Here is a 15768-nt window from a genome sequence, read left to right on the forward strand (position 1 = left end):
GGCGACGGCGGAGCCCGCGCAGCAGCCGGCGGCCGCGGAGCCCGCACCGCCTGCGCCGGCGGCCGCGCCCGAACCGGCGGCACCTGCTTCGGAACCGGCCCCGGCCGTGGCCGCGCCGGAGCCTGAGCCGGTCGCGCCGGCAACGGCCGACGCGGAGACAACGGAAGGCAGTGGCCGTGTGGTCATCCAGCCCGGCAACAATCTCTGGCGCATCGCCCGTGTGATCTACGGCAAGGGCGTCCATTACACCGTGATCTACGAGGCCAACAAGGATCAGATCCGCGATCCCGACTTGATCTATCCCGGGCAGATCTTCGCCACGCCGGGCGTATCACCGCCCGAAACCATCCCGCCGGGGCGCCGCCGGCCCATGGAGGAGGTGCCGGTGGACTGACCCACCTCTGGCCTTTGCGGCGGGCTCTGGCGCATGGAGCTCTTCGCGCGGACGGCCGGGAATTCCGCGGGTTGCATTTGATTGCGGCGCGAAACGGCCTAAATACCGCATGAAGCCAAAGGCCGGCTGCGGCCAGAGGGGCGTCGAGCGGCCAATCGGCCGGGATGCGGCGCCGGCAGAGCCAGCGTTCGGCATCGCTGCCGTGCCCGAAGCCATCTCGCGGCCTGCCACCATGATCCAGGGACCCGATGCCCGCAGACACAAAGGCCATGCCACCAGCACCGTCGCGTAGCGGCCATATCGCCACCATGCGGGCGGTGCTGCCTTACCTCTGGCCCGAGCATCGGCCAGACCTGCGGCTCCGGGTGGTGCTCGCGCTCATTGCGCTGGTGGCGGCCAAGATCACCACCGTGGCAACCCCTTACGCCTTCAAATACGCGGTGGACGCCCTGGCGCCGGTAAGTGCGGCAGATGCGGCGCGGGCCCCGGGTGCAGCACTCGCCGTGGCGGCAGTGCCCCTGGCCCTGATCCTCGCCTATGCGGCGGGGCGCATCGCCATGGTGCTGTTCGCGCAACTGAGAGACGGGCTGTTCGCCCGGGTCGGGCAAAGCGCGGTGCGCAGACTGGCGGACCGCACCTTTCGCCATCTGCACGATCTGTCGTTGCGCTTCCACCTGGAGCGCCGCACCGGCGGCTTGAGCCGCATCGTCGAGCGCGGCACCAAGGGCATCGAGACCATCCTGCGCTACTCGGTGTTCAACACCGTGCCGACGCTGGTGGAGCTGTCGTTCGTCTGCGGCATTCTCGCCTGGCAGTTCGGCTGGGTGTATGCGGCGGTGACGGCGGTCACCGTGCTGTTCTACATCGCCTTCACCTACCGGGCGACGGAGTGGCGCCTGGGCCTGCGCCGCGCCATGAACGATGCGGATACCGACGCTAACACCAAGGCCATCGATAGCCTGCTCAACTTCGAGACGGTGAAATATTTCGCCAACGAGGAGCACGAGGCGAGCCGCTTCGACAGGTCCATGGCGCGCTATGAAAAGGCGGCGACCCGCACCATGACCTCGCTTGCGGTGCTCAACTCCGGCCAGATCGTCATCTTCACCATCGGGCTGGCCGCCATCACCATCATGGCCGCGCGCGACGTGGTCTCAGGCGCCATGACCGTAGGCGACTTCGTGCTGATCAATGCCTTTCTCATCCAGCTTTACATGCCGCTGAACTTCCTCGGTTCCACCTATCGCGACATCAAGCAGGGGCTGATCGATATCGAGGCCATGTTCCAGCTGCTCGGCGTGGCGCCGGAGATCAGGGACAAGCCCGGCGCGCCGGATTTGCGCGTCAGCGCCGGCGAGATCGTGTTCGACGACGTGCATTTCGCCTACGACCCCGAGCGGCCGATCCTGCGTGGGGTGAGCTTCACGGTGCCCGCCGGCGCGACTGTGGCGATCGTCGGTCCGTCCGGCGCCGGCAAGTCGACCATCTCGCGCCTCCTCTATCGATTCTACGACGTGAACCGCGGCACGATCCGCATCGACGGACAATCCATCGCCGATGTCACCCAGGTGAGCCTGCGCCGCGCCATCGGCATGGTCCCGCAGGACACGGTGCTGTTCAACGATTCGATCCGCTACAACATCGAATATGGCCGGCCCGGCGCCAGCGACGAGGAGATCATCGAAGCCGGAAGGCTCGCGCAGGTGCATGAGTTCATCATGGGGCTGCCCCACGGCTACAAGACCATCGTGGGCGAGCGCGGGCTCAAGCTGTCGGGGGGTGAGAAGCAGCGCGTGGCGATCGCGCGCACCATACTGAAGGGGCCGCCGATCCTGGTGCTGGACGAGGCGACCTCGGCGCTCGACACCCATACGGAGCGGGAAATCCAGGCAGCCCTGAGCCAGGTTTCGCGCAACCGCACCACGCTGGTCATTGCCCACCGCCTGTCGACCGTGGTGGATGCGGATGAGATCATCGTTCTGGTCGACGGCCGTATCGCCGAGCGCGGCACCCATTCAGCCCTTCTGGCCCGCGGCGGCATCTATGCCGGCATGTGGAACCGGCAGCGCGAGGAGGAGCATGCGCGCGAGGTTATCGAGGAGGCCGAATTCCCCTTCAGCGAGCCGTTCCCTGCCGATGATCATGGGCTGGATGATGATGGTATCCACAGGGTCGATGAAACAGACATTGCCGACTCGCGGCCTGATGTGGAGGATCGTGCGGCAACGGCGCGTGCGCCCGGGGCGCACGCGTCCGGGGCGCGTGCACCGGAAGAGATTGCCGGGCGCTGATGCGCGGCGCCATCAAAGGACGTTGAGCGGCTATGGACATTCTGGCATCGATCCGGGCGGCGCTGACGCCAATCCACCGGGAAGGCTATCGCTTCATCGCCATTTTCGCGGTGATCACCCTGCTGCTGTTCTGGCTGGTTTCCGACACGCTCGGCTGGATCGGCGTGATTCTGACCCTGTGGTGCGCTTATTTCTTCCGCGATCCCGACCGGGTGACGCCCTTGCGCGAGGGGCTGGTGATCAGCCCGGCCGACGGGCGCATCAGCGCGATTCAATCGGTGGTGCCGCCGCCGGAGCTCGGCTTCGGCCTGGAGCCGCGGATGCGCATCTCCATCTTCATGAACGTGTTCGACGTGCATGTGAACCGGGCGCCCGTGTCGGGCCGCGTCACCCGGATGAACTATATACCCGGCAAGTTCATCAACGCGGAGCTGGACAAGGCGAGCGAAGACAACGAGCGCCAAGCCATGGTCATCGAAGCGGCAGACGGAACGGATATCGGCATGGTGCAGATCGCCGGGCTGATCGCGCGGCGCATCGTGCCCTTCGTGCGGCCGGAAACCCAGGTGCAGGTGGGCGAGCGGGTGGGGCTCATCCGTTTCGGCAGCCGCGTCGACGTGTTCCTGCCCCCGGGCAAGACGGCGCTGGTGGCGATTGGCCAGCGGGCGGTCGCAGGCGAGACGGTGCTTGCCGACCTTCATTCGCCCGAGCCGGAACGCCAGGCGCGGCTTGGGTGATATTGGTGAGCGTTCATCCCAACGGGAAGGAGTGGTGAATGGAGTGGCGCGGCAGCGAATCGCTTGATCCGGTTCAGCGATCCCGCGAGCGCCGGTTGCGCCGCTTCAAGCAGGTGCCGGTCCGCTTTCTCCTGCCCAATCTCATCACCCTGCTGGCCCTCTGTGCCGGGGTGACCGCCATCCGCCTCGGTGTGGAAGGCCGGTTCGAGCTGGCGGTCGGCGGCATCATCCTGGCCATACTGCTCGACGCCCTCGATGGCCGCATCGCGCGCCTGCTCAAGGGGACCTCCCGCTTCGGGGCGGAACTCGATTCGCTTGCGGATTTCGTGGATTTCGGCGTCGCACCCGCGGTGCTGCTCTATCTCTGGTCACTCCATACGCTCAAGAGCATCGGCTGGATCGTGTGCCTGGTGCTGGCCATCTGCTGCGCCTTGCGGCTCGCGCGGTTCAACGTGGCGCTGGATGATCCCGATGCGCCCCCCTACATGAGCAACTTCTTCACCGGCGTGCCGGCACCGGCCGGCGCCGGCCTCGCCCTGGCGCCTCTCTTCCTCGGATTCCTCGGGATCATCCCTGACGGCCGCGACGCCGCCTGGTTCATCCTGCCCTATACCGCCATCATCGCGGTGTTGATGGTCAGCAAGCTGCCGACCCTGTCCGGCAAGACCTTGGGCCAGCGGGTGCGGCGGGATATCGTGCTGCCGATCCTGCTGCTGATGGTGCTGTTCATCGCGCTCCTGATCAGCTTTCCCTGGCACGTGCTCACCGCGCTGGCGCTGGCCTACCTCGTCATGCTGCCGATCGGCTACCGCAGCTACAAGCGCCAGGCCCGGGAATACCAGCTGCGGCTCGCCGCGCAGCGCAATGGCGAGGCGCAGGCCTCAACACCCGAAGCTCAATAGGCAGGCGTCGTGATCGGCCTGACACTGCTCCTGCATGCTGGGCGAGCCTGCGCCGACATCCTGACACCGGGCGAGGAAATCGGCGCAGAAGCGCGCCGCGCCGGGCATGCAGCGCGCCGGCCGCACGGTTTTGAGGCAGCTGGTGAGATCGGCATAGCAGGCGCCGCGCCAAGCTTCTTCGCCAAAGGCCGCCTCGTTGCACAGCGTATGCTCGTGCCAGCACTGACCGGACGGGGTGTTCTCCAGGTCCTCGGAAGCGAGCGCCATGCCGCCCGTGCTCGCGATGAGCAGCGCGGCACAGCAGCTGATGCTCCACCGTGCTTTCGACATGGACGGCTCCCTCTCGACGGGCGGATCAGTATAGAAGCACGACAGCTAGCACAGAAAAAACAAGATCCTATGGTGAGCATGCGTGAAATGAACAGGTCCTGATGCTGTTGTCGCGTATGGATATCAAGCTCGGCGCCATGGCTGCCGCTTGGGCCCCCCGGGCGGCGCGCCGCCCGCTGCTGCTGGTGCTTTGCCTGGTCGCGCTGGCCTGCGCCTGCGCCTATCTCGGCTATGACAGGCTCGACTTCGACTTCCGCGACACCCGGATCATCGCCAGGGACGTGCCGTTCCGGGAGGATGCCAGAGCCGCCGAAGCCCAATTTCCATGGATCGGCGGCGATGGCGTCGTCGCGGTGATCGAGTCCGACGACCCGGTCGTCGCGCGCGAGACGGCAAGCCGTCTGCTCGCCGCTGTGCGTGATCGGCCGAGCCTGTTCAGCGGCGTGTTCGCCCCCGGCCTCGGCCCGTTCTACGAGCAGAACGGTCTCCTGCTGCTCTCTCCCCAGGAGACCGAAGCCGTGGCCACCCGACTGCAGCGCTGGATGCCGCTGATCGAGCTCTTGTCCACCCAGCCGGACCTGGTCGGCCTGGCCACGGCACTCGACCAGCTCGGCATCGCCGCCCAGATGCACATCTTCCCGCCGGAAGGCACCGCGCTGCTGACCGAGCTCGACCGGGTGGTGCAGAGCCTCATGGATGGCCGGCCCGCGGTGGCCGACTGGCAGGGCATCCTGGTGGGCGATCTCAATCAGAACCGGCAGCGCTGGACCATATCGATCGGGCTCGAGCACCAGCCCGAGGCGCTGGCGATGTTGCGCCGGCTGGCCGCCGATCCCGCGCTCACCGCGTCCGGTGCCGCCCGGGTCTCGGTGTTGGTGAGCCCTGGCGCCGGTGGTCTCGACCTCGGCCGGCTCACCGATTGGGCCGTGCAGGCGCTGCTGCTGGCGTTGGGCGCGGTCGTGGTGATCGTTCTGCTGGGGGTGCGCTCCACCGAGCTGTTTCTCGCCTGTGTCATGGCCTCGCTGTTCAGCCTTGCCCTGATCGCCGGTGCAGCGGGGCTCCTGCTGGGCACGATCTCGCTGCCCGGCCTGATTTTGGCCATTGTCCTCATCGGCCTGAGCGCCGATGGCCCGCTGCTCGCCGCCCTACGCTATCGCGAGGAACGGCTCAACGGCCGTGACCACGACCGTGCGCTTGCCAATGCAGCCCGCTCCTTCGGCCCGCCGCTTCTGATTTGTGCCCTGGTCATGGTCGTGGCCTTTGCCGCATTCTGGATTACCGATCTGGCCGGCATCGCCCGGCTGGCGATGTTCGCCGCCGTGGCGATGGTGATCGCGTGGCTGGTGACCATGGCGGCCATGCCCGCCCTGCTGACGCTGCTGCCGATCGCGCCGCGGCGCCCGGCGCCCGCCGTCCACACGGTCCTGCAGGCGGTGGGCGCCGCGCTCACGGCCCAGCCGGTCCGCCTCGCGATCACGCTGCCGATCATGATCGCTGCCATCACCGCGCTGCTGCTCCTGCCTCAGGTGCAGTTCGATCGCGATCTCGATTATGGCGCCAGCCTGCCGCCGCAAGCCGCTGCCCATGCGGTCGCCAAGAGCCTGGACGAGGCCCAGACGCTCGTCGCCCGCCTCGAAGCGCTGCCCGAGGTTGCGGGCGTGACCAGCGTCCTGAGCTACATCCCCGGCGAGCAGGGCACGAAGCTCGCCCTGCTGCGCGGCATCCAGGCGACCCTCGACCAAGTGGGCCAAGAGCCGGAGGGCTCGCAAATCATAGCCGCCGGCCTGCAGCATGGCGCGGAGGCGAACGCGCTCGACCAGTTCACCGAAGCCATCAGCGGCATCGCCCGTGCGGACGTGCCGCCGGCCGCCCGCGCCGCCGCGCAGACCCTGGACGGCACCATGGAGAAGTTCATCGCCAGGGCCGGTGACAAGACCGCCGCCGCCGCAGCGCTCGATGCGGCTCTCGTTGGCAGCCTGCGCGAGACCACGGCCAAGATCCGCACCCTTGCCGAGGCGAGCCGCATCTCGCTCGACACGCTCGATCCCGACCTGAAGCGGCGCTATGTCAGTCCGGCCGGCGACTACCTGGTCGAGGTCAAAGCCACGGGCGATCTCCGCCAGACCGACCAGCTCCACCGTTTCGCCAACGCCGTCCGTGCCGTTGCGCCTGGCGCAAGCGGCCCCGCGATCGATGCCGTCGAGACCGGCCATTTCCTGAAACTCTCCACGCTCCGCGTGCTCGCGGTCGCCGCCGCCGGAATAGCTCTCCTGCTGTTGCTGCTTCTGCCCAAGGCCTATGACGTGTTCCTCGTCTCGGTGCCGATCGGCCTGGCGGGGCTGATCCTCAGCGGTGCGACCGTGGTCATGGATTTGAAGATCGTGCCAATGGCTCTGCTGGCGCTGCCGGTCCTCATCGGCATAGGCGTGGGCAATTGCGTGAAAATGATCATGCGGGCGCGGGAGAGTATCCGGTTCAGCGGCATGAGCAGGCCAAGCACGCCGCGCGCCGTGCTCTGGTCGATGCTGGCGACCATCGCGGCCGCCGGCGTTCTGCTGATGTCGCCCGTGCCGATGCTGGTCGCGGTCGGACAATTCCTGTTGATCGGCGTTGCCTTGCTGCTCGTCTGCATTTTTCTCGTGCTGCCCACCCTGGTGCAGCTCACACAGCCCAGGTACCGGAAATAGGCCGGAGAGCTGCGGCGAGGAAGGCACAGGCCACGCCAAATTAACCCTCGGCCTTCAACAGGGCCGCCTGACGCCTATGTCGCACTTGACGGTCGAGGCCGTTTTCAGCCATTGCTGAACGCTGGTCTTGGGGGCCTCAGGATTTTTCACCGGGTGACGGCTCCTGACAAGTGCCGTCCCGTTTCGAGGCGATCAAACAAGAGGCCGCTGTGGCAGTACCGTTCATCCAGCAGGCGCGCGTGGGGGCCTATATCCTCAAGCAGAAGATCGTCGGCAACAAGCGCTATCCGCTGGTGCTCATGCTCGAGCCGCTGTTCCGGTGCAATCTCGCTTGCCCCGGCTGCGGCAAGATCGATTACCCCAAGCAGATCCTCGACAAGCGCCTCTCGGTGGAGGAATGCCTGCAGGCGGTCGACGAATGCGGGGCGCCGATCGTGTCCATTCCGGGCGGCGAGCCGCTGATCCACAAGGAGATCGACCAGATCGTCGACGGGATCATCGCGCGCAAGAAGTTCGTCTATCTCTGCACAAACGCGCTGCTGCTGAAGAAGAAGCTCGACCTGTTCAAGCCGAGCCCTTACCTCACCTTTTCGATCCATCTCGACGGGCTGAAGGAAGAGCACGACCATGCTGTTGCGCAGGAGGGCACCTTCGACCGCGCGGTCGAAGCCATTCAGGAAGCGGTGAAGCGCGGCTTCCGCGTGACCGTGAACTGCACCCTGTTCAACACCGCCAACGCCGAACGGACGGCCGAGTTCTTCGATTTCGTCATGGGGCTTGGCGTGGAAGGGATCACCGTCTCGCCAGGCTATGCCTATGAGCGCGCCCCGGTCCAGGACCACTTCCTGTCGCGCCGCCAGACCAAGGACCTGTTCCGCGACATCTTCCGCCGGGGCAAGCAAAGCGCGACCAAGTGGATCTTCAACCAGTCGAGCCTCTATCTCGACTTCCTGGCAGGCAACCAGAACTATTCCTGCACGCCCTGGGGCAATCCTACCCGCAACATCTTCGGCTGGCAGAAGCCCTGCTATCTCATCGGCGAAGGCTATGTCTCCTCCTTCAAGGAGCTGATGGAGACCACCGACTGGGACAGCTACGGCACCGGCAAGTACGAGAAGTGCGCCAATTGCATGGTGCATTGCGGCTTCGAGCCCACCGCCGTCAATGACACCATCGCCAAGCCGCTCAAGGCCCTGAAGGTGTGGCTGGGCGGTGTTCGCACCGAAGGCGGGATGGCGCCGGAGATCGCGCTCGACAAGCAGCGCCCGGCCCAATACGTGTTCGAGAGCCATGTGAACCAGGTCCTGGCGGAGATTCACGAGAATCCGCAACAGAAGCAGGCCAAGCGCGCCAAGGTCACCTTGCTCGACCGGACCGGCTCAAGCGACGAGATGAGCAAGGCGAGCTAGCGTCTTGCCCGCCGCAGCATTGGCGCGGGCCAAGCGGACGAGCGCCGGCAGGTCCTGCGGCCGGCGCGCCAGCGCGGCAAGGGTGGCGCCCATGTCTGTCCGTCCGTCAGCCCGCATTCCGGCCATCGCTGTCGCTGGGATGACGTCCTCCGCCTCGTCCAGCACCGCCCGCAGCGCGATGAAAGGCAGGCCGTGAGCCTCCGCTGCCCGGGCAACAGCCAGGCTTTCCATGTCGACGGCACGGGCCCCGGTTCTCTCCCGCAGCACCGCTTTGTCAGCCGGACCGGTCACCGGGCTGGCCACGCTGAGCAGATCGCCTTGGCCCTCCAGCGCCGGCGCATGGGCCAGGATCGCGCCGCGCCATATCGGGCTGCAGATGTGGGCGGCCCCGCTCTCGTCGAGCACCCGTGCGGGGATCAGCGCGGTGGCCGAGCGCAAGGCCGGATCGAGTGCGCCGGCAACACCGAAGCTGACCAGTCCGTCGGCGCCCTGGCGGATCAGATCCCGCGCGGCCGCCTCGGCCTGGTTTAGCCCCGGTCCATGACAGGCGACGAGCTGCTGCGGCGCGGCATGGCGCACGATCTCGGCCTCGAACACGAGCCCGGTGACAATGCCAGGTTTCACCGGCAGCGTGGTCATGGCGCCACTGGCCGGATCACATGCCCCACAGCACCTGCTTGCTGTTGCCGCGCTTCAGGTTGCGGAAGCGGGAAAGGGCCCAGATCGGGAAATAGGAGCTGTAGCCGTGATAGCGGAGATAGAAGACCCGCGGGAAACCCACGGCCGTGTACCACGGCTCCTTCCAGTTCGCGCCCTCGCGCGGGGTCTCCAGAATGTGCCGCACGCCGCGGGAAACAGCCGGATGATCGACCTCTCCGGCGGCCATGAGCGCGAGCAGCGCCCAGGCGGTCTGCGACGCGGTCGATTCCTTGGCCTCCCCCTTGCGTTCCGTCCAGTAGGTGGCGCCGTCCTCGCCCCAGCCGCCGTCCTCGCGCTGGCATTTGAGCAGCCAGTCGACCGCCTTGCGCACATAGGGCGCCTGCATGTCTTCGCCGACGGCATTCAGCGCGCACAACACCGACCAGGTGCCATAGACGTAGTTCGTGCCCCAGCGCCCGAACCACGAGCCGTCTTCCTCCTGCTCGGCCTTGAGGAACGCGATGCCGCGCTGAATGACGGGATGCTCGCGCGGATAGCCCGCCTGCGCCAGGAAGCTCAGGCATCGGGCGGTCACATCTGCCGTGGGCGGGTCGAGCAGGGCGCCGTGATCGGCGAACGGGATGGAATTGAGGAAATCCGCATTGTTGTCGATGTCGAAGGCGCCCCAGCCGCCGTTGCTGCTCTGCATGCCCTCGATCCACACCAGCGCCTTCTCGATGGCCTGCTTGTGCGCCTCGGGATCCATGCGGTGCAGCAGCATGCCCACCACCGCCGTGTCGTCCACATCGGGGTAGTAGTCGTTGCGATACTGGAAGGCCCAGCCGCCAGGCTCCAGATCCGGCGCGTTGATGGCCCAGTCGCCCTTCACATCCGTGATCTGCCGCCCGACCAGCCATTCGCAGGCCTTGGCAATGTGCCCATCAGCCTTGTCGATCTTGGCTTCGGCGAGGGCATGTCCCGCAAGCGCCGTATCCCAGACCGGTGATACGCAGGGTTGCACATAGCGCGGCCGGTCGGCCCGCTTGTCGCGATGCTCGACGATGAGCTTGCGCACGGACTGCCGCACGATGCGGGCGTCCGGATGATCATCGGGATAGCCGAGCGCACGGAAGGCCATGGATGTATAGGCCATGGCCGGGAAGATCGCGCCGAGCCCGTCCTCGCCGTTGAGCCGCGGCGTGATGAAGTCGACCGCCGCCTTGAGCGCCCGCTTGCGTGTGAACAGCCTCGGGAATACGTGCTTCTCGGTCGGCTGCAGGATCTTGTCCAGGTTGAGGAAGAATTCGCCCCAGGCGCTGCCAGTGGGATTGGTCAGCCATTGCTTGACCTTTTCAGGGGCCGTGCAGAAGATCTCGCGGCAGGTCGCGCCGTTCGGATTGACCGCCTTGGGCCGGAGCGATGCCAGGATCAGCAGCGGCGCGATCACCGTGCGCGACCAGTAGGAGAACTTCCACATGTTCACCGGGAACCAGCGCGGCATGAGCATGAGCTCGATCGGCATGGCCGGCACCGCATGCCATGGCACCTCGCGGAACAGCGCAAGGGCATAGCGCGTGAACACGTTGGACGTCTCCGCCCCGCCATGGGCCAGGATGGCGTTGCGGGCCCGCACCATGTGCGGCGCTTCCGGGTCGTCGCCGATCAGCTTCAAGGCGAAATAGGCCTTGACGGATGCGGAGATGTTGAAATCCCCGTCATAATAGAGCGGCCAGCCGTCATGCTTGTCCGACTGGGTCAACCGCAGATATTCACCCAGCTCGGCCTCGATCTCCGGTTCAAGATCCCCGAGGAAGTGGTTGAGGAATATGTACTCTGCCGGGATGGTCGCGTCGGCTTCGAGCTCGAACAGGATATGCCCGTCAGGCTGCTGCAAGGCGGCCAGCGACTGCGCCGCCTCGGCGACGGTCTGATCGATCCGGCGAAAGAGATCCGCATCGACGCTTTCCGGTCCTTTCGCAGTTGCACTGGTCCGGTGGCCGGTGGCTGTGAATGTCATGATCTTCCTTCGATGGGCCTCGGTAGCTCACAATGAATTTGCAGCGGTTGAGTTGCGCGTCGGCGGGGGTTTGTCAAGCTGAAGCGGTGTTGGGCTTAATGAGAGCTTCGGCGGCAAAATGGCCCGACCGGATCGCGCCCTCGATGGTGGCCGGCAGCCCGGTCGCGGTCCAATCCCCCGCCAGCACCAGATTCGTGAACCGCGTCTGCGGCTTCGGGCGCAATGCCACCTGCTGCGGCGTCTGCTCGAATGTCGCGCGGCGCTCCTTGATGACCCGCCAGGGCGGCATGGGCGCCAGGGGCTGATCGAGCGCCTTGGCCACGTCCGCCCACACCGCCTCGGCAACCGCCTCCGCCGACTGCTCGGCCAGCGCCTGCGCGGAGCTGACGGTGACCGATGCCACGTCGTCCCGCACGAAAACCCATTGCGCCACGCCACCGACGATGCCGATCAGGGGAAGGTCCTCGGGAAGCCGCGCCGGCCGGTCGAGCCGGAAATGCACGTTGACAATCGGCGCATGCGCCTCCGGCACCGCGAGCCCGGGCAGGATATCCGCGGCAACCGGCGCCGGCACCGCCAGAACCACATGATCATCAGGGCCGAGGTCGACCGCCTCGCGGGTAAGGTTCAAGGCGGTAAGCCGCTTGCCATCGTGCACAATGCTGGCAAGGCGTGCCCCGTAGGCGATCTCTGCGCCGCGTCCGGCAAGCCAATGCAGCGCCGGCTCAATGAAGGTGTCGGAAAGCCCGCGTGCGGCGATGCGGGGGCGGCAGGCCGCGCCGCCCCGGGCGAAGATCTCCGTCAGAAGCGGCTTCAGCAGCGTTGCTGCTGCGTGGTCGGGCGGCGCATTGAGCACCGCCACCACCAGCGGGTCCCAGTAGAGCTCCATGGCGCGGTCATCCACCGCCAGAACTTCGCTCACCGTGGCCTTGGGGTGGGCGCGCAGCAAGCGCAGACCGGCCAGATAGTCTCCGGCGCGGGTTCCCGGCGCCCGGCGAGACGGCGAGAACATCCACCAGGGGAGGCGGCCGCGATTGGGCGCGATCATCCAGCGCGCCCCCGTGCGCACGTCCAGGAAAGGAAACCGGGCACGCTCGGGCCCGATCAGCCGGTCGGCGGCGCCGATCGTTTCGAGAAACCGTGCCGCCGAGCGATTGCCCGAGAGCAGCAGGTGGTTGCCATTGTCGATCAGCCGGTCGAGGGCCGCGTCATGAAACGAGCGGCAGCGGCCGCCGGCGCGCACCGCCTGCTCCCACAGCTTGACGGCGAACCCGGCCTTGGACAGCTCGACCGCCGCCGAGAGCCCCGCAAGACCTGCGCCTATGATGTGGACATGTGACATGGACCGGACGATGGCTTTGTGCCCTCCTTAGCAAGAACAGATCCGGCGAGCATCTAGAGAATGGCGTAGCGCAGGGCGATCAGCAGCCGCTCGCCCTTGCCCACCCGTCGCTTCGACACGCGGGGGTCGGCGAGATCGCGGTCGGGCAGGGCCATCATCCGCGTGAGATCACGCTGGTAGACTTCCATCATGATGCGCGCGGGCCGCATCTTGCGCCGGTCGCAGGCCTTGAGCGCCTCGCGGGAGCGGACGAAAGCCTCTTCCGCCCGCCGTGCAAGGTCGCGCCACAGAGCGGGGTAGGCGGGATGCCGGACGACTGCCTGCGCCGAGCCGGCGGTGATGCCGTGCCGGTCCAGCAGCTCCCGCGGCAGGTAAAGCCGTCCGCGCTCAGCATCCTCGTGCACGTCGCGCAGGATGTTGGTGAGCTGCAAGGCGCGGCCCAAAGCATCGGCCACGGCCCGCCCGCGGGCATTCGGCTCGCCGAAGATATGCACGCACAGCCGTCCGACCGCGCAGGCGACCCGGTCGCAATAGAGGTCGAGCTCGACCGAGGAGGGAGCGAAGATCGGCTCCCCCGCATCCATGGCCATGCCGTCGATCACCGCCTCGAAATCGGCCTTCATGAGCCCATAGTCGCGAACCGGACCGGCCAGAGCCTTGGCCAGCGGATGGTCGAGCCGGCCATCTCCGTAAAGCGCATCGATCTGCCCCCTCCAGGCGTCGAGACCGGCGCGCTTCTCATCAAGCGGCGCCTCCTCGTCCGCGATGTCGTCGACGTTCCGGCAGAAGGCGTAGACCGCGAAGATCGCCTCGCGCTTGGCGCGCGGCAGAATGCGCATCGCCCAGAAGAACGAGGAGGAGGCATTGCGGACCACCGCTTCGACCTGCGCGCGACTGGCCTCACCGAACTCGTCCGGGAGATTGATCGCGCTTCGGCCAGTTTGTTGGCCAGGCATGGGACCGGCGGCAACCATGATGGAACGGGTCGAGTACGCTGAGGCCGGGCCTCAGGCCTCAAGCCTTGGCCTTGAGCTCGAGCACCCGATGCTCCCGATCGATAGCCTTGAACACTTCGGCCACGATATGCTGGGCCTGCAGGCCGGCATCCTCGTACTGCTCGTTGGGCGCGCCATGCAGGATGAAGCGATCGGGCAGGCACATCGTCCGCACCCTGGCACCGCGGTCCAGCAGATTGTTCCCCGCGAGGAAATGCAGCACGTGCGAGCCGAACCCGCCGATCGCGCCCTCCTCGATGGTGATCAGCACCTCGTGATGCAGCACCAGCTGACGGATGAGGTCTTCATCCAGCGGCTTGGCGAACCGCGCGTCCGCAACCGTGGTCGAAAGCCCCAGGGCCTTCAATTCAGCGGCCGCCTTGCGGCACTCGCCAAGGCGCGTGCCGAAGGACAGGAGCGCCACCTTGGTGCCTTCCTCGATGATGCGGCCCTTGCCGATGGGCAGTGGCACGCCTTCCTGCGGCAGCTCGACCCCGACGCCCTCGCCGCGCGGATAGCGGAACGAGCAGGGCCGGTCGTCGATCGAGGCGGCGGTCGCCACCATATGCACGAGCTCCGCCTCGTCCGCCGCCGCCATCACGATGAAATCGGGCAGGCAGGCGAGATAGGTCACGTCATAGCTGCCCGCGTGCGTCGGTCCGTCCTGGCCGACGAGGCCGGCCCGGTCAATCGCGAAGCGCACCGGCAGATGCTGCAGGGCGATGTCGTGCACCACCTGGTCGTAGGCGCGCTGCAGGAAGGTGGAATAGATGGCAGCGAAGGGCTTCATGCCTTCGGTGGCAAGCCCGCCGGCGAAGGTCACCGCGTGCTGTTCGGCGATGCCCACGTCAAAACACCGCTTGGGAAAGCGCTGCGCGAACTTGTCGAGACCGGTGCCCGCCGGCATGGCGGCGGTGATGGCGACGATCTTCTCGTCCTTCTCCGCCTCCTTGATCAGGGCATCCGCGAACACCTGGGTATAGGTCGGATGGTTCGAAGCCACCGTCTTGAGCTCGAAGGTGACGGGATCGAACTTACCGACGGCATGGTACTTTTCCGCGTGCGGCTTGGAGAACGGATGCCCTTTGCCCTTTTCCGTCACCACATGCAGCAGGATCGGGCCGAGCGTGTCCGCATCGCGCACGTTCTGCAGGATCGGCACCAGCGAGTCCATGTCGTGCCCATCGACGGGGCCGACGTAATAGAAGCCCAGCTCCTCGAACAAGGTGCCGCCGAACAGCATGCCGCGCGCATATTCATCGGCGCGGGCGGCGGCCTTCTGGAAGCTCTTGGGAAAACGGCTGGCGAGCTGCTTGCCGATATCGCGCAGCGACAGGAACGGCCGCGAGGAAATCAACCACGACAGGTAGTTGGTCAGCGCCCCCACAGCCGGTGCGATCGACATGCCATTGTCGTTGAGGATCACGATCAGCCGTGAATCGAGCGCGCCCGCATTGTTCATGGCCTCGTAAGCCATGCCGGCGCTCATGGCGCCATCCCCGATCACGGCGATGACATGATTGTCGCGGCCGGCGAAGTCGCGCGCGACCGCCATGCCCAGCCCGGCTGAAATGGATGTGGAGCTGTGCGCGGTACCGAAAGGGTCGTATTCGCTCTCGGTGCGCTTGGTGAAGCCGTGCAGCCCGTTCCGCTGGCGGATGCTGCGGATCCGTTCCCGCCGGTTCGTGAGTATCTTGTGCGGATAAGCCTGGTGGCTCACGTCCCAGATCAGCCGGTCCTCCGGCGTGTTGAAGACGTAGTGCAGAGCAACCGTCAGCTCGACGACGCCCAGGCCGGCGCCGAAATGCCCACCGGTCACGGCGGCGGCATCAATGGTTTCGGCGCGCAACTCGTCCGCCAACTGACGCAACAGACGCTTGTCGAGTTTGCGCAGATCGGCCGGGCACGCGACCGTATCTAGAAGCGGTGTAACAACCATTTTTCCTCGAATTACTCAGCGCATCCCCGTCGAAGCGGATGCCCGGTTTCACTCCAGCAGTGGTTTTGACCGTCAATACCTTGTCT

General features: G+C 66.5%; 12 protein-coding genes. 6 read left to right on the top strand and 6 right to left on the bottom strand.

The window, feature by feature from the left end:
• The 4 genes from E4P09_RS19095 to pssA form a co-directional block, all read left to right on the top strand.
• The coding region (locus E4P09_RS19095; RefSeq protein ID WP_137391240.1) for a LysM peptidoglycan-binding domain-containing protein at window positions 1-394 on the top strand (394 nt) is incomplete at its 5' end.
• A gap of 248 nt (window positions 395-642) precedes the next feature.
• Complete coding sequence (locus E4P09_RS19100) at window positions 643-2685, top strand: ABCB family ABC transporter ATP-binding protein/permease (protein ID WP_137391241.1); 2043 nt, start codon at window positions 643-645, stop codon at window positions 2683-2685.
• Window positions 2686-2717: 32 nt separating this feature from the next.
• On the top strand, window positions 2718-3422 hold the full coding sequence (locus tag E4P09_RS19105; RefSeq protein ID WP_137391242.1) for a phosphatidylserine decarboxylase: 705 nt from the start codon (window positions 2718-2720) through the stop codon (window positions 3420-3422).
• 38 nt (window positions 3423-3460) lie between these two features.
• Window positions 3461-4324 carry a CDP-diacylglycerol--serine O-phosphatidyltransferase gene (gene pssA / locus E4P09_RS19110; RefSeq protein ID WP_137391243.1) on the top strand — a complete coding sequence of 288 codons (864 nt, stop codon included), beginning with the start codon at window positions 3461-3463 and terminating at the stop codon, window positions 4322-4324.
• On the opposite strand, the gene E4P09_RS19115 is transcribed toward pssA, so the two are convergent.
• Complete coding sequence (locus E4P09_RS19115) at window positions 4304-4654, bottom strand: hypothetical protein (RefSeq protein WP_137391244.1); 351 nt, start codon at window positions 4652-4654, stop codon at window positions 4304-4306. The two genes, pssA and E4P09_RS19115, sit on opposite strands and share 21 nt — an antisense overlap.
• Before the next feature lie 101 nt (window positions 4655-4755).
• Here E4P09_RS19115 and E4P09_RS19120 point away from each other — a divergent pair, with 101 nt between their 5' ends.
• Both E4P09_RS19120 and hpnH read left to right on the top strand, forming a co-directional pair.
• On the top strand, window positions 4756-7341 hold the full coding sequence (locus E4P09_RS19120; RefSeq protein ID WP_137391245.1) for an MMPL family transporter: 2586 nt from the start codon (window positions 4756-4758) through the stop codon (window positions 7339-7341).
• A 209-nt stretch (window positions 7342-7550) separates the two neighbouring features.
• Window positions 7551-8750 (top strand): adenosyl-hopene transferase HpnH, encoded by a 1200-nt coding sequence (gene hpnH / locus E4P09_RS19125; RefSeq protein ID WP_137391246.1) that lies wholly within the window; start codon window positions 7551-7553, stop codon window positions 8748-8750.
• Here hpnH and E4P09_RS19130 read toward each other — a convergent pair.
• The 5 genes from E4P09_RS19130 to dxs all read right to left on the bottom strand — a co-directional run bounded on the left by E4P09_RS19130 (window position 8721) and on the right by dxs (window position 15682).
• Window positions 8721-9389 carry a phosphorylase family protein gene (locus E4P09_RS19130; RefSeq protein ID WP_137391247.1) on the bottom strand — a complete coding sequence of 223 codons (669 nt, stop codon included), beginning with the start codon at window positions 9387-9389 and terminating at the stop codon, window positions 8721-8723. The genes hpnH and E4P09_RS19130 overlap by 30 nt on opposite strands.
• Window positions 9390-9405: 16 nt before the next feature.
• Window positions 9406-11406, bottom strand: a complete 2001-nt coding sequence (gene shc / locus E4P09_RS19135; RefSeq protein ID WP_137391248.1) for a squalene--hopene cyclase — start codon at window positions 11404-11406, stop codon at window positions 9406-9408.
• Between the two features lie 73 nt (window positions 11407-11479).
• Window positions 11480-12748, bottom strand: a complete 1269-nt coding sequence (hpnE, locus tag E4P09_RS19140; protein ID WP_137391249.1) for a hydroxysqualene dehydroxylase HpnE — start codon at window positions 12746-12748, stop codon at window positions 11480-11482.
• Window positions 12749-12801: 53 nt separating this feature from the next.
• Window positions 12802-13704, bottom strand: coding sequence for a presqualene diphosphate synthase HpnD (hpnD, locus tag E4P09_RS19145; protein WP_137391250.1), 903 nt, complete (start codon window positions 13702-13704; stop codon window positions 12802-12804).
• A gap of 58 nt (window positions 13705-13762) precedes the next feature.
• On the bottom strand, window positions 13763-15682 hold the full coding sequence (gene dxs, locus E4P09_RS19150) for a 1-deoxy-D-xylulose-5-phosphate synthase (RefSeq protein WP_137391251.1): 1920 nt from the start codon (window positions 15680-15682) through the stop codon (window positions 13763-13765).
• Between the last annotated feature and the right edge of the window lie 86 nt (window positions 15683-15768).

This window comes from Rhodoligotrophos defluvii (genome assembly GCF_005281615.1).
Classification (GTDB): domain Bacteria; phylum Pseudomonadota; class Alphaproteobacteria; order Rhizobiales; family Im1; genus Rhodoligotrophos; species Rhodoligotrophos defluvii.

Coding starts and splice junctions, on each gene's coding strand:
- E4P09_RS19100 (WP_137391241.1), top strand. CDS start 643: ATGCCCGCAGACACAAAGGCCATGCCACCAGCACCGTCGCGTAGCGGC.
- E4P09_RS19105 (WP_137391242.1), top strand. CDS start 2,718: ATGGACATTCTGGCATCGATCCGGGCGGCGCTGACGCCAATCCACCGG.
- pssA (WP_137391243.1), top strand. CDS start 3,461: ATGGAGTGGCGCGGCAGCGAATCGCTTGATCCGGTTCAGCGATCCCGC.
- E4P09_RS19115 (WP_137391244.1), bottom strand. CDS start 4,654: ATGTCGAAAGCACGGTGGAGCATCAGCTGCTGTGCCGCGCTGCTCATC.
- E4P09_RS19120 (WP_137391245.1), top strand. CDS start 4,756: ATGCTGTTGTCGCGTATGGATATCAAGCTCGGCGCCATGGCTGCCGCT.
- E4P09_RS19130 (WP_137391247.1), bottom strand. CDS start 9,389: ATGACCACGCTGCCGGTGAAACCTGGCATTGTCACCGGGCTCGTGTTC.
- shc (WP_137391248.1), bottom strand. CDS start 11,406: ATGACATTCACAGCCACCGGCCACCGGACCAGTGCAACTGCGAAAGGA.
- hpnE (WP_137391249.1), bottom strand. CDS start 12,748: ATGTCACATGTCCACATCATAGGCGCAGGTCTTGCGGGGCTCTCGGCG.
- hpnD (WP_137391250.1), bottom strand. CDS start 13,704: ATGCCTGGCCAACAAACTGGCCGAAGCGCGATCAATCTCCCGGACGAG.
- dxs (WP_137391251.1), bottom strand. CDS start 15,682: ATGGTTGTTACACCGCTTCTAGATACGGTCGCGTGCCCGGCCGATCTG.